At 60.1% G+C, this 24,583-nt stretch carries 23 protein-coding genes; 16 read left to right on the forward strand and 7 right to left on the reverse strand.

Annotated features, from left to right (window positions below; all coding sequences use genetic code 11):
- Nucleotides 1-302: 302 nt before the first annotated feature.
- The 5 genes from araC (at nt 303) to IEX57_RS00850 (ending at nt 4,537) form a co-directional block, all read left to right on the forward strand.
- The gene (araC, locus tag IEX57_RS00830) at nt 303-1,262 is read left to right on the forward strand and encodes an arabinose operon transcriptional regulator AraC (RefSeq protein ID WP_188701352.1); all 960 of its coding nucleotides are present in this window, start codon (nt 303-305) and stop codon (nt 1,260-1,262) included.
- Nucleotides 1,259-2,110 carry a pyridoxal phosphatase gene (locus IEX57_RS00835; protein ID WP_188701354.1) on the forward strand — a complete coding sequence of 284 codons (852 nt, stop codon included), beginning with the start codon at nt 1,259-1,261 and terminating at the stop codon, nt 2,108-2,110. The genes araC and IEX57_RS00835 overlap by 4 nt, the downstream gene beginning before the upstream one ends.
- A 157-nt stretch (nt 2,111-2,267) precedes the next feature.
- A complete protein-coding gene (locus IEX57_RS00840; RefSeq protein WP_188701356.1) occupies nt 2,268-3,422 on the forward strand; it encodes a trans-sulfuration enzyme family protein in 1,155 nt (384 codons plus the stop codon).
- Between the two features lie 38 nt (nt 3,423-3,460).
- Nucleotides 3,461-3,817 (forward strand): DUF1304 domain-containing protein, encoded by a 357-nt coding sequence (locus IEX57_RS00845; RefSeq protein WP_188701358.1) that lies wholly within the window; start codon nt 3,461-3,463, stop codon nt 3,815-3,817.
- 183 nt (nt 3,818-4,000) lie between these two features.
- Complete coding sequence (locus IEX57_RS00850; protein WP_188701360.1) at nt 4,001-4,537, forward strand: hypothetical protein; 537 nt, start codon at nt 4,001-4,003, stop codon at nt 4,535-4,537.
- Between the two features lie 57 nt (nt 4,538-4,594).
- Here IEX57_RS00850 and IEX57_RS21065 read toward each other — a convergent pair whose 3' ends face one another.
- Nucleotides 4,595-4,981, reverse strand: coding sequence for a hypothetical protein (locus IEX57_RS21065; protein WP_229708555.1), 387 nt, complete (start codon nt 4,979-4,981; stop codon nt 4,595-4,597).
- A gap of 14 nt (nt 4,982-4,995) precedes the next feature.
- On the reverse strand, nt 4,996-5,775 hold the full coding sequence (locus IEX57_RS00860; protein WP_188701362.1) for a DUF2092 domain-containing protein: 780 nt from the start codon (nt 5,773-5,775) through the stop codon (nt 4,996-4,998).
- 365 nt (nt 5,776-6,140) lie between these two features.
- Here IEX57_RS00860 and IEX57_RS00865 point away from each other — a divergent pair, with 365 nt between their 5' ends.
- From IEX57_RS00865 to torA, 3 genes are read left to right on the forward strand one after another with little or no spacing between them, the layout of a single operon-like run.
- Nucleotides 6,141-7,742, forward strand: coding sequence for a c-type cytochrome (locus tag IEX57_RS00865; protein ID WP_188701364.1), 1,602 nt, complete (start codon nt 6,141-6,143; stop codon nt 7,740-7,742).
- A complete protein-coding gene (locus tag IEX57_RS00870; RefSeq protein WP_188701366.1) occupies nt 7,739-8,389 on the forward strand; it encodes a TorD/DmsD family molecular chaperone in 651 nt (216 codons plus the stop codon). The genes IEX57_RS00865 and IEX57_RS00870 overlap by 4 nt, the downstream gene beginning before the upstream one ends.
- On the forward strand, nt 8,379-10,847 hold the full coding sequence (torA, locus tag IEX57_RS00875) for a trimethylamine-N-oxide reductase TorA (protein WP_188701368.1): 2,469 nt from the start codon (nt 8,379-8,381) through the stop codon (nt 10,845-10,847). Before IEX57_RS00870 ends, torA begins: the two co-directional genes overlap by 11 nt.
- Nucleotides 10,848-10,919: 72 nt before the next feature.
- Here torA and IEX57_RS00880 read toward each other — a convergent pair whose 3' ends face one another.
- From IEX57_RS00880 to glaH, 3 genes are read right to left on the reverse strand one after another with little or no spacing between them, the layout of a single operon-like run.
- Nucleotides 10,920-11,813 carry a LysR substrate-binding domain-containing protein gene (locus IEX57_RS00880; RefSeq protein ID WP_188701370.1) on the reverse strand — a complete coding sequence of 298 codons (894 nt, stop codon included), beginning with the start codon at nt 11,811-11,813 and terminating at the stop codon, nt 10,920-10,922.
- A 51-nt stretch (nt 11,814-11,864) separates the two neighbouring features.
- On the reverse strand, nt 11,865-13,064 hold the full coding sequence (lhgD, locus tag IEX57_RS00885; RefSeq protein WP_188701373.1) for an L-2-hydroxyglutarate dehydrogenase: 1,200 nt from the start codon (nt 13,062-13,064) through the stop codon (nt 11,865-11,867).
- Entirely contained in the window at nt 13,061-14,011 is a 951-nt protein-coding gene (gene glaH, locus IEX57_RS00890; RefSeq protein WP_188701374.1) for a glutarate dioxygenase GlaH, read from the reverse strand. The genes lhgD and glaH overlap by 4 nt, the downstream gene beginning before the upstream one ends.
- 234 nt (nt 14,012-14,245) lie before the next feature.
- Here glaH and IEX57_RS00895 point away from each other — a divergent pair, with 234 nt between their 5' ends.
- The 3 genes from IEX57_RS00895 (at nt 14,246) to IEX57_RS00905 (ending at nt 16,744) form a co-directional block, all read left to right on the forward strand.
- Nucleotides 14,246-14,953, forward strand: a complete 708-nt coding sequence (locus IEX57_RS00895; RefSeq protein ID WP_188701375.1) for an alanyl-tRNA editing protein — start codon at nt 14,246-14,248, stop codon at nt 14,951-14,953.
- A gap of 104 nt (nt 14,954-15,057) precedes the next feature.
- Nucleotides 15,058-16,083: a hypothetical protein gene (locus tag IEX57_RS00900; RefSeq protein WP_188701376.1), complete on the forward strand. Its 1,026-nt coding sequence runs from the start codon at nt 15,058-15,060 to the stop codon at nt 16,081-16,083.
- 88 nt (nt 16,084-16,171) lie between these two features.
- The gene (locus IEX57_RS00905) at nt 16,172-16,744 is read left to right on the forward strand and encodes a carboxymuconolactone decarboxylase family protein (RefSeq protein ID WP_188701377.1); all 573 of its coding nucleotides are present in this window, start codon (nt 16,172-16,174) and stop codon (nt 16,742-16,744) included.
- Here the strand turns inward: IEX57_RS00905 and IEX57_RS00910 are convergent.
- Nucleotides 16,724-16,951, reverse strand: a complete 228-nt coding sequence (locus tag IEX57_RS00910; protein ID WP_188701378.1) for a hypothetical protein — start codon at nt 16,949-16,951, stop codon at nt 16,724-16,726. The genes IEX57_RS00905 and IEX57_RS00910 overlap by 21 nt on opposite strands.
- 180 nt (nt 16,952-17,131) lie before the next feature.
- Complete coding sequence (locus IEX57_RS00915) at nt 17,132-18,151, reverse strand: LacI family DNA-binding transcriptional regulator (protein WP_188701379.1); 1,020 nt, start codon at nt 18,149-18,151, stop codon at nt 17,132-17,134.
- A gap of 370 nt (nt 18,152-18,521) precedes the next feature.
- On the opposite strand from IEX57_RS00915, the gene IEX57_RS00920 reads away from it, so the two are divergent.
- The 5 genes from IEX57_RS00920 to IEX57_RS00940 all read left to right on the forward strand — a co-directional run bounded on the left by IEX57_RS00920 (nt 18,522) and on the right by IEX57_RS00940 (nt 24,515).
- The gene (locus tag IEX57_RS00920; RefSeq protein WP_188701380.1) at nt 18,522-19,775 is read left to right on the forward strand and encodes an ABC transporter substrate-binding protein; all 1,254 of its coding nucleotides are present in this window, start codon (nt 18,522-18,524) and stop codon (nt 19,773-19,775) included.
- A gap of 282 nt (nt 19,776-20,057) precedes the next feature.
- On the forward strand, nt 20,058-21,029 hold the full coding sequence (locus IEX57_RS00925) for a carbohydrate ABC transporter permease (protein ID WP_188701382.1): 972 nt from the start codon (nt 20,058-20,060) through the stop codon (nt 21,027-21,029).
- Between the two features lie 2 nt (nt 21,030-21,031).
- The gene (locus IEX57_RS00930; RefSeq protein ID WP_229708558.1) at nt 21,032-21,871 is read left to right on the forward strand and encodes a carbohydrate ABC transporter permease; all 840 of its coding nucleotides are present in this window, start codon (nt 21,032-21,034) and stop codon (nt 21,869-21,871) included.
- A gap of 224 nt (nt 21,872-22,095) precedes the next feature.
- Nucleotides 22,096-23,418 carry a GH1 family beta-glucosidase gene (locus IEX57_RS00935; protein WP_188701384.1) on the forward strand — a complete coding sequence of 441 codons (1,323 nt, stop codon included), beginning with the start codon at nt 22,096-22,098 and terminating at the stop codon, nt 23,416-23,418.
- A 5-nt stretch (nt 23,419-23,423) separates the two neighbouring features.
- Entirely contained in the window at nt 23,424-24,515 is a 1,092-nt protein-coding gene (locus IEX57_RS00940) for an ABC transporter ATP-binding protein (protein WP_188701386.1), read from the forward strand.
- Nucleotides 24,516-24,583 lie beyond the last annotated feature (68 nt).

Consider the following 24,583-nt stretch of genomic DNA (forward strand, 5'->3'; position numbering starts at 1 on the left):
GGTCGCCTTTCTTTGGTCACTTTCTTTGGGGCCGCCGAGGTGGCGAAGCAAAGAAAGTGACGTGGTCCGGGCACCCCGGTATGTAAAACATCGCGCCGTCAGGCGCTAACAGGTGTTCAAGGTCTTCAGGTTTCGTCCAGCAAAGGCCACCTTCGGCGGCCGACTGGATTCCCGCCTTCGCGGGAATGACGAAGTGGTAAAACGAGAACTCAACATTCTGGCAAACCAGTGTACTGCCGTGCTCATTTTGAGCATAAAGAGCGCTGCGTCCGTAGACGCTAACACGCCCCAAGAAGGCCCTCATGCAACCACAACACCTTGATCCACCTGCAACCAAGCAGAGCCTTGACCCCCTCATGCCCGGGTACTCGTTCAACCTGTACCTTGTGGCCGGCATTACGCCCATCATCGAAAATGGCCCGCTGGACTTCATCATTGACCGTCCCAACGGCATGCAGGGTTACATCATCAACATGACGGTGGCAGGGCAAGGCAAGGTGTTTGACGGGGACGATGCGTTCTACGTCAATCCGGGCGACATGCTGCTGTTCTCGCCAGAAACGGTGCATTACTACGGCCGCGCGCCGGCCAGCCCCAACTGGTATCACCGCTGGATCTACTTCCGCCCGCGCGCCTACTGGGCGCCGTGGCTGAAATGGCAAGACCAGACGCGCAAGGTGGGCAAGCTCTCGCTGCCAGACAAAACCCTGGTGACTGAATTTGATGAATTGTTCCAGCAAATTGACCGCACTCACCGTGAAGGCCGGGTGACCAGTGAAGAACTGGCGATCAACCTGCTGGAACGCCTGTTGATCCGCGCCTATGAAATCTCGCCGGAAAACCTGCCCAAGCCGCTGGACAGCCGCGTGCAGGAGGCCTGCCAATACATTACGCGCCATCTGGGCCAGGAAATCGGCCTGGAAGAAATCGCCCGCCATGTGTGTTTGTCGCCCTCGCGGCTGGCGCATCTGTTCCGCGATCAGGTGGGCGTGAACATCCTGCGCTGGCGTGAGGATCAACGCATCATCCTGGCCAAGCATCTGCTGCACAGCACGCGTACCCCCATTGCCCGCATTGCCGGCACGGTGGGTTACGAAGACCAGTTGTATTTCTCGCGCGTGTTCCGCAAACGCGTGGGGGTCAGCCCCAGCGAGTTCCGCAAGACCAGCGGCGAGCCCTTGTACCCATACCGCACGCCCAATATGGACTGGCCGCATATGGATATCGAGGTGCCCGACAATGGCATGGAGTTTTACTTGTGAGCGCAGCCAGCAGTTCGGCGTATCAGGTGCTGGCGTTTGATCTGGATGGCACCTTGCTGGGGCGTGATCTGCAGATCCGGCCGGCGTCCATTGCCGCCATCAACGCTGCGCGCGCGGCAGGGATGACGGTGGTGCTGGTCACCGGCCGGCATCACATCATGGCCAGACCGTATCACCAGCAACTGGGTCTGGACACGCCCTTGCTGGCCTGCAACGGCACCTATGCCTGGGATTTTGCGCGGAATGAAGCGCACTTTGCCCGCCCGCTGACCGCAAAAGAAGCGCTGCGCTTGCTGGCGCTCACGCGTGAGTATGACGTCCACGCGCTGCTGTATCTGCAGCGCGCCCAGGCCTATCAGGCCATGGAGCCGCATCTGGCGCATCTACTGGAATGGGCCGCAGCGCTGCCGGCCAGTGTCAGGCCGGAGTTGATCCACGTGCCTGATCTGCTGCCGCTGGTCTCTGCCGAACCCTTGATCTGGAAATACGCGGTATCCAGCCAGGTGGATGGCCGCATCGACGCCTTCATTACCCGGGTCAAAAGTGAACTGGGTCTGGCGTGCGAGCGCTCGGGCCCCAACCGTGTAGATGTCGCCAGCGCGGGCAACAGCAAGGGCGCGCTGCTGCAAAAGTGGCTGGCCGCCGAGGGCATCGCCGCCAGCGCCACCGTGGCTTTTGGCGATAACCACAACGATATCTCGATGCTGCAAGGCGTGGGGCTGGGCGTGGCCATGGGCAATGCCGAGGCCGCAGTGCAAAGCCGCGCCGCCCGGGTGATTGGCGATCACGATACCGATACCATCGCCCGTTTCCTGGAAGACACCATTCTGCCAGGCGTGCCGGTCTGACCGTATCAGCGTGGGCGAACATGTCAGCAAAGACTGACTACAATGGGTAGCGCCAGGTGGGCGCTGCCGCCACACCTGGAAAAGCGGACAGGTGACACACCGGTCCCGTCGTGTCATACACTGATGCGCTACTTACGCGCGCTTTGCGGACGCCCAGATGCCCGATATCAGAACGCTGCTGGCCCAGGCCGGCTCCAGTCTCGACCCCGTCACCGGGGCGATCAGCATGCCCATTTACCAGACCGCCACCTTTGCCCACCCGGCGCTCGGTCAAAGTACCGGCTATGACTACAGCCGCAGCAGCAACCCGACCCGCGCCGCGCTGGAAACCACCATGGCGCGGCTGGATGGTGCAGCGGCCTCGTTTGCGTTTGCCAGCGGCCTGGCAGCCATTACCACCGCCTTGAGCCTGTTTGACCAGGGCGATCATCTGGTCGTGGCAGAAGGTTGTTATGGCGGCACCCAACGCTTGCTGGATCAGGTGTTTGCGCGGTTCGGGCTGACCGTCAGCTATGTCCCGGTCACGCATGTCGATGCCTTTGCCGATGCCATCACCCCGCATACCAAGGCGCTGATCGTCGAAAGCCTGTCCAACCCGTTGCAGGAAGTGCCGGACTTGCCGGCGCTGGCCCGGCTGGCCAAAGCCCGCAATGTGCAATTGTGGGTGGATAACACCTTCCTCACGCCGTACTGGCTGCGCCCGCTGGAACTGGGGGCCGATCTGGTCATTCACAGCGCCTCCAAATACCTGGCCGGCCACAACGACACCATCGCCGGCATTCTGGGTGTGCGCGATTCAGACCTGGCCAGCCGTATCGGCTATCTGCAAAACGCCATGGGCGCCGTGCTTGGCCCGCAGGACGCGTGGCTGACCTTGCGTGGCCTGAAAACGCTGGCCTTGCGCCTGGATCAGCAGCAATCTACCGCCGAAACCCTGGCGCAATGGCTGGGCCAGCAGAGCTTTGTCAAAAAGGTGTATTACCCCGGCTTACCGGATGACGCCGGTCACCGGTTGCTCAAACAGTTTGCCGGCGGGGCAGGGGCGATTGTCTCGTTCGAAGTCGACAGCGTCGGCACCCTGGCGCGGCTGATCGAACAAACCCGCCTGATTGCCTATGCCGAAAGCCTGGGCGGCGTGGAAAGCCTGATCACCGTGCCTGCGCTGCAAACCCACGCCAACCTGGCGCCGGAAGAGCGGGCACGCCAGGGCGTGACGGAAACCCTGGTGCGTTTGTCGGTCGGCATTGAAACCGTCAGCGACTTGATCGCCGATATCGAAACCTCGCTGGCGGGTTACGGCAGCACCCGCTGAACACGCCCCGCACCTTAAAACAAGAACCTGGATTGTTCATGACACTGATTGCCAGTTTGCTGGTGGCGCTGGTCGCCTTGTTGCACGTGTATTTTCTGGCGCTGGAAATGTTCTTCTGGACCAAACCCCTCGGGCGCAAGGTGTTTCGCCTGACGCCAGAGTTTGCCGAGGCCAGCAAGGTCCTCGCCGCCAATCAGGGCCTGTACAACGGCTTTCTGGCGGCCGGCCTGATCTGGGGCCTGACGCTGGGCGCGGCGGGCCTGGGTGTCAAAGTCTTCTTCTTGTTGTGTGTGATCGTGGCCGGCGTTTACGGCGCCATCACGGTCGGCAAGAAAATCCTCTACGTCCAGGCCCTGCCCGCCGTGCTGGCGCTGGGGGCGGTGCTGGCTGCCTGATTCACCCCTGTTGTTCTCACCTCTCTGTTGCGTGGGTGACGCGGTCTGCTCTGTAGAAATGCACATGTGCGCTGGCATTGCCTGGCGCACGGCATAATCAGCGCGCCGGTGCTCGCCGGCCCCAGACCCCATACATGATTGGCCTGCGGTGGCTGGCTGCAGACAAGAACAAGGGATTTCAAAGTGAGTTTATTCAAGTCGGGCTTGCTGGCCGCGGTACTGGCCACGCAGGTTGCACCTGTGCGCGCTGCGGATGACGAAAACACCGCGCTAACCATCATCGCGGTACGTATGGTGGAAGTCGATAACAAGGGCACGGTGGTGGGCGGGAGCGGTTATGCCGACTTCCAGTTGATGGACCTGAAAACGAAGGAAACCTATAAGGTCCCGTTTCGGCACAATTCAACGCTGATGCCTTATTTCATCCACATGAAGCCGGGCATTTACTGTTTTTACAGCCTCAGTATCGGATCGGCCAACCCGACCACGCCATTCTGCGACGAGCCCTATTTCAAGATTGAAGCGGGCACCGTCAATAATCTTGGACTCTGGCGCTTTGGCATTGACTGGTCCACCTGGAAAATCAGGCAATTGGGCGCGATTGAACATGCGGATGCCATTTACGAGAACGCCCGCAAATTCCGGCCCTCGGAATTCCCGCCAGAAGAAGACGCCTCTGCGCCGCAAAGCGCTTCTGCACCACAGACCGCGACCCGTTAGTCTGGCCGGTGCCAGGCACATGCAGAGGCCTGGCACCAACACCACTCCCATTCCTTATCAATGCGGCGGGTTCACCACCACGTATTGCACGGTCGTGCCCGAATACTGCGGCTGATACCAGGTGTTGCCGCATTGCTGGAAGGTCACGCCGTTGACCATCACCGCAGAACAACTGGGTGGGATGGAGTGCACAATGCTGCCAACCACGGCAGCGGTCGTGACCACTGCGGCGGTGGCGACTGCCGCGGTGGCCACCGGGTGATAGTACGGGGTAGGGGCGATCACGGGTGGCGGCGGCGGTGGCAGGGGGCGCCCGGCCACGGTGGTGTGGGCTACGCCTCCATTCGGGCCGACGACAGTGCGCCCGGCCACCCAGGCTTGCGCGGTCAGCGGGGTCAATGCGGCCAGCAGCAATGCAAGGCAAAACGGTCTGTTCAAACGCATGGCAGCTCTCCGGGTCAATTGGCGCTGGCAGGCGCAGAAGCATCGTTGGTCTGGAACACAATGGGTCTGGCACCCTTGGGCGGCTTGAACTGGAACAAGCCTGGCTTGAACACCGGCTTGAGTTGCCATGTCAGCACGCTGGCATGTTGAGGTCGTGCCGCATTGCTGGTGTCCGTCACGATCAGCTTGCAAGGCAGCGGATCGGCTGATTTGCGAATCCAGATTTGCCAGTCCACACCCTCCTGGCGCAAGGCGTAATGCGTGCAGATCTGGCCGCCCAGGCGTTCATCGCCCACGGTCAGGGCGCTGCTCAGTGCCTTGACGCGTTCGTCATCGTTGCCCCAGGCAAACAGATCAACCAGCGGCGCTTCCAGCCCGTATTTGTCGTGAATGTCGGTGATCAGATCGCGCAGGGTCGAAGGCGCGGGGACCGTCGCGTAGTAATTGTTTTTGGTGCCATAGAGCGTGAAATGCGCGCCGTCGAAATACATGGACTTGGTGCCATCATCACCTTTTACGCTTGCATACATGCGATCCGGCCGGCGGATGCTCAGCACGGTGTGATGCGCAAACTGCACCGCCTGGCCATCGTCGCTGACCATATCGGTGGTGCTGTCAGAGGTCACGGTAAAGTCGGTCAGGCTGCGCAGTTTTGCGCCCATGGCCGACAAGGCCTTGATGGCTTGCGGATCGACTGCGGATGCGTCATCCGCAAAAGCCGTGGCCGACACCAGTGCGCCGGCACTGGTCAAAGCAATAAACAGGGTGCGGCAGGAACGCGTTGCAATGGACATAAAGCTCACTCCGGACCGGGTTGGGGCTGGTGTTACAGCATAGGTCAGCCATCACGGAATGCCGCAAGGATTCGCCGCGAGCATGTAACGGTGCACCCTGGCACCCTCAGGCGCGGGGTTAATGCAAGTCAAGCACGGCCAATATGCCAGATCATTAGCGACGTGCTCGTCCATCTTAACCTTATGAATTAATGAGAGATTTAGCTCCTTCCTGTCTTTTCTGCGGCAAGGCAGCCCCACTTTCATGCTTTGCGCTCCCTCAAGTCTTGAAAATCCCTCTTTTCGTAAGGTCCTTGCGGTCAACTATTGCAACCGCTGAATGACGCCCGCATGCCTGCGCAATCCGGGCCGTGGCCAAGGCTCTTATGAAAAAAATTCTTCTGTCTGTTGCTGTGCTGTTTGTAGTGGGTGGTGCAGCGTTTTTCGCCTTGACCGCCCCTGCGGCCTGGCGTGCCACGCATGCTCAACGTGATGGGGTCAGCTCACTGACGGCTGATCTGAAAAACGGGCGCAACCAGTTCCTGGCGGGCGACTGTGCTACCTGTCACGCCACGCCCGGCAGCGCGGACGACACCCGCCTGGGTGGTGGGCGCGCGCTGGACACCGCGTTCGGCATCTTTCATATGCCCAATATTTCGTCGGACACCAATGACGGCATTGGTAGCTGGACACTGGCGCAATTCACCATTGCCATGCGTGAGGGCGTTTTGCCGGACAAAGGCAATGCCTACCCGGCGTTTCCCTATACCTCTTACCAGCGCATGACGGCAGATGATCTGCGTGACCTGTTTGCGTATATCAAATCGCTGCCACCGGTCGCCGGTAAAGCGCCGGATCATGAACTGAAATTTCCGTTCAGCATCCGGCGTGGTGTAGGGCTATGGCGGCTGGCCTTCCTGGATGGCAAACCGGTTCAGGCATTGGACGGGTACAACAGCAAGATTAGTGGCGACCCGGTATGGCAGCGTGGCCGTTATCTGGTTGAGGGCGCCGCGCACTGCGCTGAATGTCACTCCCCGCGCAATCTGATGGGCGCTGTGCCGGCCAGCCAGCGTTTTGGCGGGGGCCCGAACGCGGAAGGCACGGGTTACGTGCCCAATATCAGCCCGGACGAAACCGGTATCGGTTACTGGTCAGTCAACGATATCACCCGGTATCTGAAGCATGGCGTGAACCCGATTGGTATCAAGGCTGGGGGTGACATGAAGGAAGTCATCGCCAATACCTCCCGCCTGCCGGATGAAGACATCCTGGCGATGGCAACCTACCTCAAAACGGTCAATGCCGTGGACGCGCCCAACGCCGGCCTGCCGCCACCCAACCGGACAGAAGAGGTAGTCATGCTGCCTGACACGCAGCAAGCAAGTAATGCCAGCCGCCTTGACTCCCTGGTGGCCCCCGCCGCAGAACTGGCCAAGAGCGACGTGCTCTATGTCGTGAAGCCGCAGCCTTTCATGCTTGATCCTGCCCAGAGCAAGGAAGATGGCAAATTGCTGGGTGCTACGCGGCTCGCTGTGCTGGCCCGCCAGGGTGATCTGGTTCAGGTCCGGGTAGAGGGCTGGCAGCAAGCCGGGGCCGAAAGCGCGTTCCACGCCATGAAGGGCCAGCGCATTTTACAGGCCGTGTTGTCTCCGGAAGCCATTGCCCGCGTGCAGTCTGCCGGAACGGTTCGGGATGAACTCACGGGTCTGGACTGGCAGCAAGGCAGCCTGAATGTCTGGATCAAACAAGATGGCCTTGCCACGAGGCTTGACCCGCTCTGGCAACACAGTGACGAAACCTATCGCCGCTCTTGCGCAACCTGCCATGCCTTGCCGCACAGTCAGGATTTCATGGCCAATCAGTGGATTGGCACGCTGGGCGCAATGAAACGCTATACCTCGCTGGATGACAGCGAATACCGCTTGTTGCTGGCGTGGCTGCAATACCACTCCAGAGACGTAGGCGCAGGGGCTGCTCACCCATGATGGATGCACCTGTGATAGACGCGGACTGGGCCGACTGGCTGGACTGGGTGGCCAGCGTGTTCCTGAGCCCGCCCGATGCAGATAGCGTCGCGCTCTGGCGTAGCGAGGTGACCATCCGCCTGTTTGAGGCCATAGGCATTGAGTTTGGCCAGCAAGAAGCCGGCGCGCATATCCGGGCGGCGCTTGAAGCGGGCGAGCCACATACCGTCGCGCTGGACCTGTCTGTGGCCTACACCCGTTTGTTCGAGGGCATAGCTGGCATGCCGGCAGTCGGGCTTTATCAGGCGGCGTATACGACTGACATGCCCGCATGGCGGCTGTTTGGCCAGAGCGCGCAAGACATGGCGCAATTACTTGCCCATGCACGGCTGCAACTTGCCGGTGCCAGTCATGAGCCGGCAGATCATCTGGCGGTAGAACTCGCCTTGCTGGCGGCGTTGATACGTTGCCAGGACAGGGTTGTCGCCGGCCAGGTACAACAACAGTTGCAAACATGGCTTGAGCCGTTTGCCGCTTGCTGTCGCCAGCACGACCCGCACGGATTTTACGGTGCCGTCGCCACGCTGCTGCAAGCCACACCAGGCCTTGCCTTGAGTCATCCCACCGTCCCTCTATCCCGCCAAGAACGGAGTTTCCATGTCGAATGAAACCGAAAACGCAGACCTGTCACGCCGCAAGTTCATCAAGGGCGCAATGGCCATGGGGGCGCTGGGCTCTATGGGGGCAGGATTGCTGAGTGCGGGGGCGCGTGCGGCAGGCGTACCGGACGGCAAAATCATGACCGGCTCTCACTGGGGCGCTTTTCATGCGAATGTGAAAAACGGCCGGGTTGTCGGGCTTGAACCATGGTCCGGTGATCCACATCCATCTCACCAGCTGCCAGGGGTGATGGACGTCGTTTATTCCCCCACACGTATCCGCTACCCGATGGTGCGACGCAGCTGGCTGGAACACGGCCCGGGCGCCGATACCGCCGGGCGTGGCGCCGGTGATTTTGTCCGTGTCAGCTGGGACAAAGCGCTGGACCTTGTTGCGCAAGAACTCAAACGTGTGCGTGACCAGCACGGTCCCCGTGCCATTTTTGCTGGTTCTTATGGCTGGAAAAGCCCTGGCAAGCTGCATAACTGCCAGACGCTGCTGGCGCGCGCCATGATGGCCAACGGGGGCTTTGTCAGCCGCAGCGGTGATTATTCAACCGGCGCGGCGCAGGTCATCCTGCCTTATGTCGTGGGCTCGATCGACGTGTATGAACAGCCGACAGCCTGGCCTGTGGTGGTGGAACACACGGAGCTGATGGTGTTCTGGGGGGCAGACCCGGTGGTGACCAACCAGATTGGCTGGCAAGTGCCAGATCACGGTGCGTATCCGGCCATGGAGTCGCTCAGGAAGAAAGGCACCAAAGTCATCTGCATTGACCCGGTACGCACCGAAACCTGCCAGTTCTTCGGGGCTGAGTGGCTGGCACCGCGCCCGCAGACCGATGTCGCGCTGATGCTGGGCATTGCCCACACCTTATATGCAGAGAATTTGCACGACAAGGCGTTCCTGGCGCGTTACTGCACCGGGTTTGACCGCTTTGTGCCGTATCTGACGGGCAAGAACGATGGCGTGGTCAAAGATGCCCAATGGGCATCCGGCATTTGCGGTTTGCCGGCGCAAACCATTCAGGATCTTGCGCGGCGTTTTGCTGGCCATCGCACCATGCTGGCTGCGGGCTGGTCCATCCAGCGTCAGCATCATGGCGAGCAGGCCCACTGGATGCTGGTCACACTGGCCGCCATGCTCGGGCAGATCGGCACGCCAGGCGGGGGTTATGGTTTCACCTATCACTATGCCAACGGCGGCAGCCCCACAGCCACCAGCCCGGTGCTGCCGGGGATCACCGCCGGCGCCAAACCGCCAGCAGGGGCGGCCTGGCTGGATGCGGGCGGATCAGAGTCCATTCCCGTTTCGCGCATTGTAGAGATGCTGGAAAATCCAGGCGGAAGTTACGATTTCAACGGCAAGCGGGAAACCTGGCCGGATATCAAGCTGGCGTACTGGGTAGGGGGCAATCCATTTGCCCATCATCAGGATCGCAACCGCATGCGCAAGGCATGGCGCAAGCTCGATACCTTTATCGTGCATGAGTTGCAATGGACCGCCACTGCGCGCCATGCGGACATCATCCTGCCGTGTACCAGTACCTTTGAACGCAACGATATCGAGGGCATTGGCGATTATTCCATGAGCCACATCCTGGCCATGCGCAAGGCCATCGATCCGGTATTCGAAGCCCGCAACGACTACGATATTTTTACCGATATCTGCCAGCGCATGGGCACGCGTGAAGCGTTTACCGAAGGCCGGGATGAAATGGCCTGGATTCGTTCTTTTTACGAGGCGGCACGGGTACAGGCGCGGGGCAAACGCATGGAAATGCCGGTATTTGATGTGTTCTGGAACAGCCACAAACCGCTCGGCTTTCCGGTCAGCGAGGAGGCCAAAGGCTACATCCGGCACAAGGCGTTTCGCGACGATCCGCTGCTTAATGCACTGGGGACCGCTTCTGGCCGGATCGAGATTTACTCCAGCACTATCGAGCGCATGCACTATGACGATTGCCCGCCGCACCCGACCTGGATGGAACCGGTGGAACGGTTGGGTGGCGCGGGGCGCTATCCGCTGCACATTGTCAGCAGCCATCCCAGAGCCCGTTTGCATTCCCAATTGTGCGGCACGGTGCTACGCAAGAACTACGCCATTCAGGAACGCGAGCCGTGCTTGATGAACCCGCAAGATGCGCAGGCGCGCGGCATCTCAAACGGCGACGTCATCCGGGTGTTCAATGATCGCGGGCAGATTCTGGTGGGTGTGCGGCTGACCGACGATATCCGCCCAGGGGCGATCCGTATTTGCGAAGGCGGCTGGTATGACCCCGCAGACCCGCGCCAGCCGGGCAGCTTGTGTCGTTATGGTGACGTCAACAATCTGACTGTAGGGATTGGCACGTCAAAACTGGCGCAGGGCAACTGTGGGCACACGGGGATGGCGCAGGCAGAAAAATACAAGGGTGCACTGCCGCCGCTGAGTGTCTTTACGCCGCCGCAAGGCGCAGCCACATAGCCACGGTCCTGGCTTGACCAGCCCCGAACAGCGCAGGCGGTTCGGGGCTTTTTGTTTGTGGCTGTGGCCGTCTCAGCCCACGCTGGCCAGTGCTTTGGCTTCTTCGCGCAGGTTGATGATCAGCGGCGAGCGTTCATTGCGCCGGAACACCATGGTCAGCGGGGATGTCTCGGTGACATCGAGCAAAGGGCGGAACGCCACGCCGGGAATGGCCAGCACGCTGATTGCGGCCGGCACAATCGCCACCCCGAAGCCGCTGGCGACAAGGGTCAGCGCGGTCATGAAGTCGCGGGTGGGGACGCCGACGTGCGGGGTAAAGCCGGCGGCCTGACCCATGGCCAGCAGGTGCCGGGTAAAACCGAAATCACGCTGGAATTGCGGCGTGATAAAACTCTCGTTCATCAATTCGCCCGCCCGTACCGCAGCTTGTGCCAGCAAGGGATGGCCGTGCGGCAGCGCCACCAGCAGGGGGTCTTGTTGCAGGGGCAATTGATCGAACGCCTCTGGCGCGCCGGCGACGGTGCGGACAATACAGGCGTCCAGCTGGCCTTGATCCAGCAACTGGATCTGCAACGGGCTTTCCAGTTCCTGCAGGCTGACGCGCACTTCCGGGTATTTGCGGCGATAGGCGCCCAGCAATTGCTGCACGACGCCCGCGCACGCGGCAGAGATCACGTAGCCCAGTTGCAGGCTGCCCACTTCTCCGCGCCCGGCTTGCCGTGCCACCATTTCGGTTCTGTGCGCCTGCTGTAATGTGCTGCGCGCTTCGGCCAGGAAAGATTGCCCGGCGCTGGTCAGCGCCACCGAGCGTTTGGTGCGGGCCACCAGCCTGACGCCCAGTTCGCGCTCCAGCGCCTGCAATTGCATGGTCAGCGCAGAGGGCGCCAGATCAAGCGATTCGGCCGCCCGTGCAAAATGCAGATGTTCCGCAATCGCCACAAAGTAGCGCAGTTGTCTCAGTTCCACTCCACGTCTCCCGCCGTGCGCTGATGCAGCCGCGCCGGTCCTGCGTCAGGGTCAGGCCGGGACGCATCCGGCCACATAGCGGCCGATTTCGATCGACGCCGTGGCGGCAGGGGAAGGCGCGTTGCAGACGTGGATACTACGGTGTCCGGGTACGATCTGGAAATCATCGACCAGTTCACCGTTGGCTTTGAGCCCTTGCGCGCGGATTCCGGCCGGGGCGGGCACCAGGTCATCTGCGCTGATTTCCGGGATCAGTTGCTGCAGGCTGCGCACAAACGCGGCCTTGCTCCAGGAGCGGATCATTTCCTGGGCGCCTTCGCGCCAGTACCGGGCGGACAATTTCCAGAAGCCGGGGTAGGTCATGACTTCAGCCAGATCGCCCAGCCTGAAATCGGTCTTGTTATAACCTTCGCGGGCAAAGGCCAGTACCGCATTGGGGCCGGCTTCCACATGCCCGCCGATCATGCGGGTGTAGTGCACGCCCAGGAACGGAAAGGCCGGATCGGGCACCGGGTAGATCAGATGTTTGACCAGATGGCGGCGTTCAGGCTTGATCTCAAAGTATTCGCCCCGAAACGGCACAATCTGCATGCCCGCATTCACGCCGCCCAGCTTTGCCACGCGGTCACTGTGCAAACCGGCGCAATTGACCATAAAGCGGCCGCGGATCACCTCCTCATTGGCGGTGATGATTTCCAGTTCATCGGCTTTCTCGCGCACCTTGCGCACGGCTGCGCCCAGCCGGATTTCGCCCCCGCCTGCCGTGATCAGTTCTGCATATTTCAGACAGACCTGGCGGTAGTTGACGATGCCGGCAGACGGCACACGGATTGCCCCCAACCCGCGCACATGCGGCTCGATCTCCTGCAAGCGCTCCGGGCCGATACGTTCGACTTCCAGCTGGTTATCCAGCCCGCGCTGGAAGAGTTTTTCCAGTTGCGCTAACTGGTTCTCCTGGGTGGCGACGATGACCTTGCCGCACAGTTCATGCTCGATCTCATGCTCGCGGCAGAACGCCACCATCGATTGATTGCCGGCACGGGCAAAACGCGCCTTGAAGCTGCCCGGCTTGTAATAGATGCCGGAATGGATCACGCCGCTGTTATGCCCGGTCTGGTGTTGTGCCAGGGCGTTTTCTTTTTCCAGCACAACAATGCGGGCCTGGGGGAAACGGGCCTGCAGTGCGACGGCAGAAGACAAGCCGACAATGCCGCCGCCCACAATGACAAAGTCAAAAACGGTGCTGCTCACGCGGCGTCCTCCGCAAACTCGCCCCTGATCCGCATCAACTCGCGGTGCAGCCCCGGGTCTTTTTCGAAGGGTGCGCGACCGTGCAGCCAGAACAGATTATTCAGGACGATCAGATCGCCCACTGGCAAGGGCAGGGCCACGGTGCCGGCGCTGGCTTCCATCGAGTCAGACAACGCTTGCAGCCATTGGGCCTCAGCGACCGTTTGCGGGTAGACAAACTGGTCGATGAAGCAAATGCACGGGCGGTTGTTGTGCTGGAAAAACGTCTGCCGCTGAATGGTCTGCCCCACGTTCTTGCTGGAGGGCGCTTTGTAGGTAAACGCGTGGCTGGCAAATGCATGCGTGCTGAAAGTGCCCAGATCTTCCCAGTCGTCCAGATGCAGAATGCGTGATTCGCCACCGCGGGCGTGGAGTTCGGCAAACTTCATCATCAGCAACCAGTCGGTGGGTTCGTCCACAAACGTCCCGTCGGTATGCAACGTGAACAATCGGTAGGCTTGGCGCAGGTAAGAGTCGCTGGTGTCGGTATCCTTGACGGTAAAGCGCGCGTAGTAGGTGCCCGACATCGAGTCAAAATTGGCCACACCCAACAGGTAAGCGATGGCGGTGCCGAACTTGACGAACTCGGCCGGCAGCGTGGTCGTTCCGGACAGGCCCAGGGTAAAGCCACCGGACTCACGATCCTGCAGGATGTTGCGCAACTGGGTGCGAAACGCGCGCCCCAGCAGTTCATCCAGCTTTTGCGCCAGAATGAACCGCATGTACGGCACGTATTCCAGCCGTTGCGGATCAATCTCTGTCGTGGCCGCCATGAACTGCTGCAGCAGGGCCGGTTCGATCTCAAGGTGGTACAACCGCGCATGGTGCGGATGGGGCTTGACGCACCAGCCGGCGGCTTCGGTCAGGTAACGGACGGGACGAGCGGAAAACGGCAGCGGCGCATTCATCGCAGGCAGACTCCTTGTGGAATGCAACCGAGTCTAGGCGCGGGTTTGATGTGGAACAATCCGCGCGCGGCCCTGATTAATTCAGTAAAACTGAATTGTGTGATGGCAGCGTGGCCAGTGCGATCAAGCCGGGCGGCAGGTGTGCATATCAACCTGGCCGGGCGCTGTATCTGCCGTCGCCCCGAACCGCTCGACTAAGCTCATCCTTTACCCTTGTTCAAACCGGAGCGCGTGATGCAAGAACGTTTCTATCTTGATCCCTATCAGCAAACCCTGAGTACCACGGTAGTGCGCCACGACGAGCAGGGGCTGGTGCTGGAAGAAACCCTGTTTTATCCGCTTGGCGGGGGCCAGCCCGGCGACACCGGCACGCTGACCCTGGCAGACGGCACGCCACTGGCGATTACCGATACCCGCCGCGACAAGGAAACCCGCGACATCCTGCATGTGCTGGCGACCGATGCCCCGCGCCTGCCTGTCGGCACGCCGGTGATGCTGGCGCTGGACTGGTCCCGTCGTCATGCCCACATGCGCGTGCATACCTGTCTGCATTTGTTGTCGGTGGTGATCAAGGCTGGCGTCACTGGCGGCAATCTCACCGCAGAATCTGGCCGGCTGGATTTCGATCTGCCGGAAGGCATGGAACTGGATAAAGACCAGATTGAGGCAGCGCTGAACCGGCTGATTGCCGAAGACCGCAGCGTACGCGTGCAGATGACCAGCGGAGAGGCGCTGCAACGGCAGCCGGAACTGATCAAGACCATGTCCGTGACACCGCCGCTGCACTTGCCGGAAATCCGGCTGATCGAGATTGACGGTGTTGATCTGCAACCCTGTGGCGGCACGCATGTGGCCCGCACTGCAGAGATCGGCCCCGTGATCGTCAAGAAGATAGAAAGCAAGGGCGCGCGCAACAAGCGCGTGGTGGTCGCACTGGCTTGATCGCATTTGCCTGGCATATTTCACACGCCCGGTTTTCCAGGATCAGTCTGATATTTTGCGGGATCGGCGCTTCATAACATACGGTTTTTGTAATTCGAAAAACCATGTTATCGAGAAAACTTGCTCCGCCACTGGTGCTGGCCGTCCTGGCGGGGTTGATTTTTGCCAGTTGCGGCTCGCCCGGCCTGAACGCCTCCCCACAGCCCCTGCCGGTCAAAGTGGATGTAACCCGCACCCTGCAACAGGATGCGGGCCTTTATCATTTTCTGGCGCGCACCGATGCGCAAGGCCGGATCAGCAGTGTGGTGCTGGTTCACGGCTTTTTGCACCCCACCCGTAAGCGGGTGGTGATTCCTGAACAAGGCATGCAACCTGGCCTGCGCATGGAAGACTACGCCTGGCCGGTGCTGACCAGCACGCAAGAGCCCGTGGTTGGTCTGGCCGAACCTTTGCCGTTGCATCAGGTGTATCGCACGGCCGATGGCACGACCGTGGTTCAGGATGATGCCGCGCTCGGCCGGGCGGGCAATAACCTGTTTGGAGAGGCGATCTACCACGCCACTTTGCCAGACGGCTTTGTGTTTACCCCCGGTGCTGCCACCCAGCCCGTTCGGGTGCAACTGGCGGCGCATGATGTCTCTGGCATGCCGGTGGCAACGGTGCTGCAAGGCTATGTGGCGCAAGCGGGCGGGCTGGAGCGGTTTGCGCTGGATCGGCTGGTGGCGGGCTCCGGCGCGCGCATGCCGCCAGGCGCCATGATCTATACCGAGCGCTTTACCTATGGGGCAGACCAGATCCTGTTTCAGCCTGATCCGCAGGAACGCACATTGCCGGACATCGACACGCTGGGCCTGCAAGGCGGCCATCTGCTGGAGGTCTCTGGCTGGAACGGTACGCGTCCGCGCCTTGTGTTCGATGCCGATGCCAGTCACCCGGAAGACGCCTGGTGGGAGTCACTGACCGGCTATGGCGCGGATGGCCGGGTGTACCGCGCAGAGTATGACCGTGCCGGCAGTACCATCACCCGCATGCCCGCGTTTAACCACGTGGCTGCCATGGCGATTGCTGCTGCGGTGAAACGCGGTTGGCAGCCCGATCAGATACTGGCGCTGGCACCGGCCCGGCATTGAACCGCAGCACGGCGGCAGACCATTGGCATTTACGCTGGGCGGCGGATGTGCCAGTGTGGCGAGATGATGATCACGCCCAAGAGCCACCATGACTGAAGCCGCCAGACCCGACCGCCTGCCGCCGCTGGCACCTGAAGCACTTGACGCCGCGCAGCGCAAAGCGGCCCAGGCCCTGATTGATGGCCCGCGCAAAGGCGTCAAAGGCCCGTTTGTGCCCTTGTTGCGCAGCCCGGAATTGATGGACCGGATCCAGCGCGTGGGCGAATACCTGCGTTATGACAGCATTTTGCCGCGGCGGATCAACGAGTGGGTGACGGCGATTGTGGCGCGTGAATGGAGCGAGCCGTTTGAATGGTCGGTGCATTACCCGCTGGCGCGGGAAGCGGGCGTTGCCCAGGCCACGCTGGATGAACTGGCCCAGGGCACCCGGCCGCAGCAAATGGCCGCAGATGAAGCGCTGGCGTTTGATTTCACCATGGAACTGATGCGCAACAAGGGCGTGAGTGATATCACCTGGCAACGTGCGCTGGCGCAGTGGCAAGAGCAAGGTGTGGTGGAACTGGTGGGATTGATCGGTTATTTCACCGGCATGGTGATGATGCTCAACGCCGCGCATACGCCGGCGGTGAATCCGGTGCCGTTACCGGCCTTGCCGCGCTGAACCGGCCGCAACACGTGGATTGAGCGCAAAAAGAAAGGGAGGCACAAAACTGCCTCCCTTCTTCATTTGCGACAACTCGCGCTTGAGCGCTTGCTTGTCATCACGCCGCTTCACCTTGTGGCGCTTGTCATGCGCGCCGGCGTGTCGTTGGCTGGCCGCCAGCGCAAACGGATTGCGCGGCACCAGGGTTTTGCCTCTGGTTTTCATGGTCATGTTCCTGCGGTTAATCAAAAAAAGCATCGATGAAGACTGGATGGTGCTGCGGTCTTTACTCTGGCCGGGGTTGTCTTACCCGAGGACGCCAGCATGCGCGGCAAAACAAAAACAGCGACCAGATCATAAGACCCTGGCCGCTGTCATGATGTAACGACTTGAAGCGCCACGCAATCAGACGCGCCGCACAGACTCCCGCTTTACCAGTTCAAACTGCGGTTGCACCACGGGGGTGGTCGAGCCTTGCAGCATGCCCAGCAACGTTTGCCCGGCCAGGCGCCCCAGATCAAATGTGGGCTGACGGATCGTCGTCAAGGGCGGCAGCATGTAATTGGATACCGCCAGATCATCAAAACCGATCAGCGAGATTTCTTCCGGTACGCGAATCCCGCGCCGGTACAAGCCCAGGCGCGCGCCCAGTGCGCTTTGGTCATTGGCGGCAAAGATGGCCGTGAACGGGCTGCGTGATTCCAGCAACTGGTTGATCGCCAGTACGCCGCCGGTTTCGGTGAAGTCGCCACTGGCGATCAGGCGCTGGTCTACCGCAATGCCTGCGGCCTCAAGCGCGCGTTTGTAACCTTGCAGCCGCTCTTCGGCATCAGGCTGGCCCAGCCGGCCGCAAATATGCGCGATCCGGCGATGGCCCTGGCTGAGCAGATACTGGGTGGCCTCAAATGCGGCCATTTCGTTATCTACCGCCAGGCCCAGTGCGCGGGGCAGGGCGTCCAGACGGCGGCCGGTAATCACCACCGGGATCTGTCTGGATAACGCCAGAATCTGTTTGTCGCTGGAGGTGGCGGTAAAGATGATGATGCCATCCACCCGCCGGCCGATCAGCAACTCGGCGTGATCTTTTTCTTCACGCGATTGCCAGTGGCCGCTCACGATCAGCAGCGCGTAGCCCGTGCCTGAAATGGCGTGCTCCACCCCTTTGAGTTCTTCACCAAAGAAAGGGGAGCCCAGATCCTGGGTAATGATGCCGATGGTTTTGGTGCTGCCGGTCTTCAGGCTCTGCGCCAGCACGTTGGGGGTGAAATTCAACAGATCAATTGCGCGGGAGATCGCCTCCTGCTTGATCTTTGATACCCCGGTCACGCCTGTCAGATAGCGCGAGACCGTACTGGCAGACACCCCCGCCTCACGAGCGACATCCTGAACCGTTACATTGTCTTTTTTTGCAGATTGGTCTTCCATTTTGCTTCTATTGTTGGTTTGACTACACCGCGCTGCACCATATCTGTGCGCAAACAGGCTGCTGCAATCCAGTTTAACGGTTTTGCAATCAACGCATTGAATGATTGTGTTTACTGCTTTATAACCAGCTAAATCAATAATTTGCCGGACTTGTTATCGTTATGGTGCGGTATTTGTAGTTCACCATGGCACATCAGGGCCACGTTGTAGTGCAAACGTTGCACCTACATGGAACCACTTATTGCCCTGGCCAAAAGGATGCCTGAAACTGAAAACGATTTCAAAAAAATCAGCGAAACAAGCTTGAAAATGCTGCAATCGCGAAATCGATTTCAATGTTACTACAACCCCCAAGTCGTTGGAGAGAGCGATGAACAAAGTAGTACGACTCGCAGTAATGGGTGCTCTGCTGGCCGCCGCTGTACCGGCCCTGTCCGCCACGCCGGTAACCCTGACCGTTGCCAGCTTCCCGGATCTGGATCGTGACATCAAAGTTGCAATCCCGCTGTACAAGAAGGTTCACCCGGAAGTCGAAATCAAGCTGGTCAGCCGCGAACGCGTTGACCATGTGAACGCCGTGACCACCCAACTGGCATCCGGCACTGGCCTGCCTGACCTGATTGGTCTGGAAATCGGCTTTGTGGGTCGTTTCGTCGCTTCCGGCGGCCTGGAAGACCTCTCCAAGGCACCGTACAACGTTAACCAGTACCAGAATCAAGTGACCGGCTACTCCTGGGCACAAGCCAAGGGCCCGAATGGCGACCAGTACGCCATCCCGGTTGATATCGGTCCTGGTACCATGTTCTATCGCAAAGACCTGATGGACAAGGCTGGCGTCACTGAAGCCGACCTGAACAAGTCCTGGGAAAGCTACCTGGCTGCCGGCAAGAAGGTCAAGGCTGCCACTGGCGCTTACCTCGTGGCCAGCCCGGTGGATATCAAGGATATCTACATCCGTTCCAACCTGAAGAACGGCGAAGGCATCTACTTTGACAAGAGCGGCAAGGTCATCGTGGCCGGCAACCCACGCTTCGAAAACGCTTTCAAGCTGGCTAAAGAAGCCCAGGACGCTGGCATCGCCGGCAACATCAAGCAGTGGACCAACGACTGGGCTGCTGGTTTCCAGCATGACCAGATCGCTACCCAGCCGATCGGCGCATGGCTGAACGGCCACCTGGCTCACTGGCTGGCTCCGGATGAAGGCGGCAAGTGGCGCGCTACCAACCTGCCGCAAGGTGCTTATGCATCGTGGGGCGGTTCGTTCTACGCCATCCCGGCCAAGTCCACTCACAAGGCTGAGGCTTATGAGTTCCTGAAGTTCCTGACCCTGAACCGTGAACAGCAACTGGCCACGTTCAAGGAAATGGATGCATTCCCGTCGCTGAAGTCGGCTCAGGACGACCCGATCATGTCCGAACCGCTGCCGTACCTGGGTGGCCAGAAGGCACGTGAAATGTGGCGTGAAGCTGCCAAGCACATCCCGGAAATTCCTATCAACAAGAACGACGGCGTTGCTGAAGACATCATCAACGACCAGCTCGATCAAGTTGTGCATCAGAACAAGGACATCAAGGCCGCGCTGGCTGATGCCCAGGCTGATATCGAACGCCGCGCCCGTCGCTAAGCGTTTGAGCTAGTAATACACGGCGGCGGGCAGGGAGACCTGGCCTGCCGCCTGTTTGACCGGGTTTGCATTTTCCTGGGTGTTGCGGGAACGTGATGCAGATGTGGCTTTGTCAGTGATGTGATCGACCCTGCGGCTGCCACCACGGGGGAACATCAAAGCGCGGGCAGGGCAGGGTGTATTGCAAGCGTCCCGCAACCTGTTTACAGGGCCGCCCGTACAGGGCCGAAGGGCAGTTCCGTTCCTTTGGCTGTTTATTACCGGAACGCCGGAGCAAGTTTGATGGAATCCGTGTTGTCCCCCGCCGCGAGCGTACAGACGCGGCCGCGCAAAAAGCGCATACAGGCCTGGAAATGGGCCCCGTATCTGTTTATCAGTCCCTTCCTGATCATCTTCTGTGTTTTTGGCATTTTCCCGCTGCTGTTCTCCGCCACACTGTCTTTTGCCCAGTGGGACCCGGCGGCCGGCTTTGGTGCCATCAAGTGGATTCACTTCGATAATTACAAGTTTGTGCTGACCGATTCCTGGTTCTGGAAATCCCTCGGGAACACGGTCTACATCGCGATTGCTTCGGGCTTGCCGCAACACCTTGTGGCGATTCCGTTTGCGGCATTTCTCAGTACCGTCATCCGTGGCCGCAATGCCGTGCTGGGTGCGTACTTTGTGCCGTTCATTACCTCCAGCGTTGCCATTGCACTGATTTTCAGTTCTTTGTTTTCCAAAGACTTTGGCGCCATCAACGCAATCCTGATGTCGCTGCACAACCTGCCTGGCATCGGGATCATCTTCCCGGATCACAAGATTGACTGGTTGCTGGACACCTCGCTGGTCAAACCGACCGTGAGCTTTGTCGTGTTCTGGCGTTATGTAGGCTGGAATACCGTGTTGTATCTGGCCGCCATGCAGACCATTCCGGAAGACCTGTACGAAGCGGCCACGCTGGATGGCGCGGGTACCTTCCGCAAGTTCTGGCACATCACGCTGCCCATGATCCGCCCGATGATGTTCTTTGCCGTCTCGCTGACCCTGATCAACAACCTGCAACTGTTTGAAGAACCGTTCATTTTGCTGGGTGACAACGGCGGTATCGGCCAGGCCGGCATGACCACGGCCATGTATATGTATCGCACCGCGTTCTATTTCAGCGACTTTGGTACGGCGTGTGCCATTTCCTGGGTGATGTTCATCGTGATTGCCGTGCTCTCGTACGGTAACCACAAGCTGTTCGCCCTTGCCGGCGGCAAGGAGGAATAAGCATGGCCATGGTTAATACCCGCAAGACATACGCGCGGCCGATCGCCTGGGGCATCGTGCTGGTGGGTGCCGTCCTGATGCTGGCACCGTTCTTCTTCACCTTTGTGCTGGCCACGCAACCGCGTGACCGCATTTACCAGATTCCGCCGCCCATGTGGTTTGGCAGCAATCTGCTGAAGAACATCCACACGCTGACGGACATGATCCCGTACTGGCACAACCTGGGCATGAGCTTTTACGTGGCCGTGATGACCACCGTACTGGCGCTGTTCTTTTGTTCCATGGCCGGTTACGCCTTTGCCATGTACGAGTTCCGCTTCAAGAAGGCTCTCTTTACCGTGGTGCTGGGCAGCATGCTGCTGCCGCCGTTCCTGGGCCTGATCCCGACCTTCATGCTGATGAACTTCATCGGCTGGCTGGATCAACCCCGTGCGCTGTACCTGCCGGCTGCGGCTGCGGCATTCGGTATCTTTTTGATGCGTCAGTACATCAGCTCGGCGGTACCGAAAGAGCTGATGGAAGCCGCGCGGATTGATGGCTGTGGCGAGTTCCGCATTTACTGGAGCGTGGTGCTGCCGCTGATTGGTCCGGCCCTGGGGACATTGGGTCTGATCACCTTCATCAGCAGCTGGAACAGCTTCTTGCAACCGCTGGTGATCATGCACTCGCCCGAGAGCTTTACCGTGCCGGTGGCCTTGCGCTCCATGCAAAGCCCGACCAACACGGACTGGGGCGCAGTGATGGCCGGTTCTGCCATTGCAGTATTGCCGCTGTTGATCCTGTTTGCCTTGTTCTCGCGCCGCCTGATCGCGGGCCTGACCGCCGGCGCAGTCAAGGGCTGAACCAGTAGACACGTTTTAAAACCACCAGACTTTTCCGTTTTCAAAACACCGCTCACATCCCACCCGGCCATTGGTCGGGCGGGGAGGGTGTTTTCACAAACTGCCTTGAAAACGTTTTCAGTCTGATGGGTCGAATGAATTGAATGCATGACCGATTTGAACGGTGACGTTGGCAGGCGCACCGGATTTGACTGACCTGAATCCTGAATCCATACGGAGTTGCCATGACTACCCTGAATTTCCCCCGCGACTTTATCTGGGGCACTGCCACCAGTTCTTTCCAGATTGAAGGCGCTACCGACGTTGACGGCCGCGGCCCGTCCATCTGGGACACTTTCTGCGCTACCCCGGGCAAGATCAGTGACGGCAGCGATGGCACCGTGGTGTGTGATCACTACCACCGCTACAAGGAAGACGTGGCGATCATGGCCAGCCTGGGCCTTGATGCCTATCGTTTCTCCATCGCCTGGCCGCGCGTGCAGCCCAAAGGCTTTGGCGAGTGGAATGAAGCCGGCTTCAAGTTCTACGAGAACCTGATCACCGAACTGGAAGCCAAGGGCATCAAGCCGCACGTGACCCTGTACCACTGGGATCTGCCGCAAGCGCTGCAAGATCGCGGCGGCTGGGCCAACCGTGAAACCGTCAAACTGTTTGCCGAATACGCTGCCGAAGTCGGCCGTCGTTTCGGTCACCGCGTCGCCTCCATTGCCACCCACAACGAACCGTGGTGCACCGCCTACCTGGGTAACCATCTGGGCCGCTTTGCGCCGGGCTTCAAGGATGTCGCACTGGCCAACCAGGTTTCGCACCACCTGCTGCTGTCGCACGGCGAAGCCATCAAGGCACTGCGCGCACTGAATATCCCGGCCCAACTGGGTATCGTGCTGAACCAGTCTGACGCTGATCCGGCCACCGACAGCGCCGCTGACAAGCGCCAGGCCCAACTGGAATACGAAAACTTCACCGGCTGGTTCATGGACCCGATCTTCAAGGGCCACTACCCGCCGCTGGCGCTGGAAGTGTATGGCGATGCCGCACCCAAGGTGCAGGAAGGTGACTTTGAGACCATCGGCCAGAAGATCGACTTCCTGGGCGTGAACTACTACTTCCGCGCCTGGTGCTCCACCGACACCCCGAAGATTCCGGAACCGTGCGAACTGGGCCGGACCGACATGGGCTGGGAAATCTATCCGAAGGGCCTGACGGATCTGCTGTTGCGCCTGAAGCGCGAATACGCCGATCTGCCCCCGATCCTGATCACCGAAAACGGCATGGCCAACCCGGACACGATCAAGGACGGCGCGGTCAACGACCCGCAACGGATCGACTTCCTGCAACGTCACCTTGGCGCGCTGAAAGACGCCATGGACGCCGGTGTGGACATCCGCGGCTACTTTGAGTGGAGCCTGCTGGACAACTTCGAATGGGATTCGGGCCTGTCCAAGCGTTTCGGCATCGTGCATGTGGATTACCAGACCCAGAAGCGCACGCTCAAGGACAGCGCACACTGGTACCGTGAATTCATCAGCCAACAGAAGAAAGGCTGAGCATCATGGCTGCCATTTCACTGAAGAACATCAAGAAGGCCTACGGCGATAACGCGCCGGTGATCGATGGCCTGGATCTGGAAGTCAAAAAGGGCGAGTTTGTCGTGTTCGTCGGTCCGTCCGGCTGCGGCAAATCCACGCTCTTGCGCATGATTGCCGGTCTGGAAGACATCACCGATGGCGATTTGTACATTGAAGGCGAGCGCGCCAACGATCTGCATCCGTCCGAGCGCGGCATTGCCATGGTGTTCCAAAGCTACGCCCTGTACCCGCACATGACGGTGGGCGAGAACATGGGCTTTGCGCTCAAGCTCTCCGGCATGGACAAGGCCAGGATCAAAGAGGCCGTGGGCCGGGCTGCAGAAGTGCTGCACATTACGCACCTGCTGAACCGCAAGCCGGCCGCGCTGTCCGGTGGCCAGCGTCAGCGCGTGGCGATTGGTCGCGCCATTGTGCGTCAGCCCAAGGTCTTCTTGTTCGACGAACCGCTGTCTAACCTGGACGCCTCGCTGCGCGTACAGATGCGGATCGAACTGGCCCGTCTGCACCGCGAACTGGGCACCACCATGGTGTACGTGACGCACGATCAGGTCGAAGCCATGACGCTGGGCAACCGCATTGCCGTGTTCAATCAGGGCAAGCTGGAACAGGTCGGCGCGCCGATCGAGCTCTACAAAGAGCCCAAGAGCACCTTTGTGGCCGGCTTCCTGGGTTCGCCCAAGATGAACTTCCTGGCTTGCCAGACGGCAGGCGGCGTTGCGGGCAACCTGCTGCTGAAGGTGGGCAGCGAACAGCGTCTGACGCTGGATCGCACTGCTGCCGCAGAAATGCCGGGCGAAGTCACGCTGGGTATCCGTCCGGAACACGTGCGCGTGGTCTCGGCCGGTGATGGCCTGCAAGCGCGGGTTGATCTGGTGGAAAACCTGGGCGATACGCAACTGGTACACACTGCCGTGGCGGGTTGTGCCGAGCCGTTCTCCATCCGCTTGCCGGGTGATGTGGACGTGCCGCGCGTGGGTGACACCGTGGGCCTGCACATTGAAGCCAGTCGCGCGCTGTTGTTTGATCGCGGCGGTCGTGCACTGGAACTGGCCTGATCAACGTGCTGTTTCGTATCATGCAAGGCCCCGCAAATGCGGGGCCTTTTCTTTTATGATTGCCGTCT

The organism is Silvimonas iriomotensis (genome assembly GCF_014645535.1).
In the GTDB taxonomy this organism is placed as follows: Bacteria; Pseudomonadota; Gammaproteobacteria; order Burkholderiales; family Chitinibacteraceae; genus Silvimonas; species Silvimonas iriomotensis.

Excerpts from the sequence above, each read along its gene's own strand:
- IEX57_RS00840 (WP_188701356.1), top strand. The coding sequence starts at position 2,268 with ATGCCCGATATCAGAACGCTGCTGGCCCAGGCCGGCTCCAGTCTCGAC.
- IEX57_RS00925 (WP_188701382.1), top strand. The coding sequence starts at position 20,058 with ATGGAATCCGTGTTGTCCCCCGCCGCGAGCGTACAGACGCGGCCGCGC.
- IEX57_RS00920 (WP_188701380.1), top strand. The coding sequence starts at position 18,522 with ATGAACAAAGTAGTACGACTCGCAGTAATGGGTGCTCTGCTGGCCGCC.
- IEX57_RS00910 (WP_188701378.1), bottom strand. The coding sequence starts at position 16,951 with ATGAAAACCAGAGGCAAAACCCTGGTGCCGCGCAATCCGTTTGCGCTG.
- IEX57_RS00870 (WP_188701366.1), top strand. The coding sequence starts at position 7,739 with ATGATGGATGCACCTGTGATAGACGCGGACTGGGCCGACTGGCTGGAC.
- IEX57_RS00930 (WP_229708558.1), top strand. The coding sequence starts at position 21,032 with ATGGCCATGGTTAATACCCGCAAGACATACGCGCGGCCGATCGCCTGG.
- IEX57_RS00905 (WP_188701377.1), top strand. The coding sequence starts at position 16,172 with ATGACTGAAGCCGCCAGACCCGACCGCCTGCCGCCGCTGGCACCTGAA.
- IEX57_RS00860 (WP_188701362.1), bottom strand. The coding sequence starts at position 5,775 with ATGTCCATTGCAACGCGTTCCTGCCGCACCCTGTTTATTGCTTTGACC.
- torA (WP_188701368.1), top strand. The coding sequence starts at position 8,379 with ATGTCGAATGAAACCGAAAACGCAGACCTGTCACGCCGCAAGTTCATC.
- IEX57_RS00865 (WP_188701364.1), top strand. The coding sequence starts at position 6,141 with ATGAAAAAAATTCTTCTGTCTGTTGCTGTGCTGTTTGTAGTGGGTGGT.
- IEX57_RS00940 (WP_188701386.1), top strand. The coding sequence starts at position 23,424 with ATGGCTGCCATTTCACTGAAGAACATCAAGAAGGCCTACGGCGATAAC.
- IEX57_RS21065 (WP_229708555.1), bottom strand. The coding sequence starts at position 4,981 with ATGCGTTTGAACAGACCGTTTTGCCTTGCATTGCTGCTGGCCGCATTG.
- glaH (WP_188701374.1), bottom strand. The coding sequence starts at position 14,011 with ATGAATGCGCCGCTGCCGTTTTCCGCTCGTCCCGTCCGTTACCTGACC.
- araC (WP_188701352.1), top strand. The coding sequence starts at position 303 with ATGCAACCACAACACCTTGATCCACCTGCAACCAAGCAGAGCCTTGAC.
- IEX57_RS00900 (WP_188701376.1), top strand. The coding sequence starts at position 15,058 with ATGTTATCGAGAAAACTTGCTCCGCCACTGGTGCTGGCCGTCCTGGCG.
- IEX57_RS00845 (WP_188701358.1), top strand. The coding sequence starts at position 3,461 with ATGACACTGATTGCCAGTTTGCTGGTGGCGCTGGTCGCCTTGTTGCAC.
- IEX57_RS00915 (WP_188701379.1), bottom strand. The coding sequence starts at position 18,151 with ATGGAAGACCAATCTGCAAAAAAAGACAATGTAACGGTTCAGGATGTC.
- IEX57_RS00895 (WP_188701375.1), top strand. The coding sequence starts at position 14,246 with ATGCAAGAACGTTTCTATCTTGATCCCTATCAGCAAACCCTGAGTACC.
- IEX57_RS00935 (WP_188701384.1), top strand. The coding sequence starts at position 22,096 with ATGACTACCCTGAATTTCCCCCGCGACTTTATCTGGGGCACTGCCACC.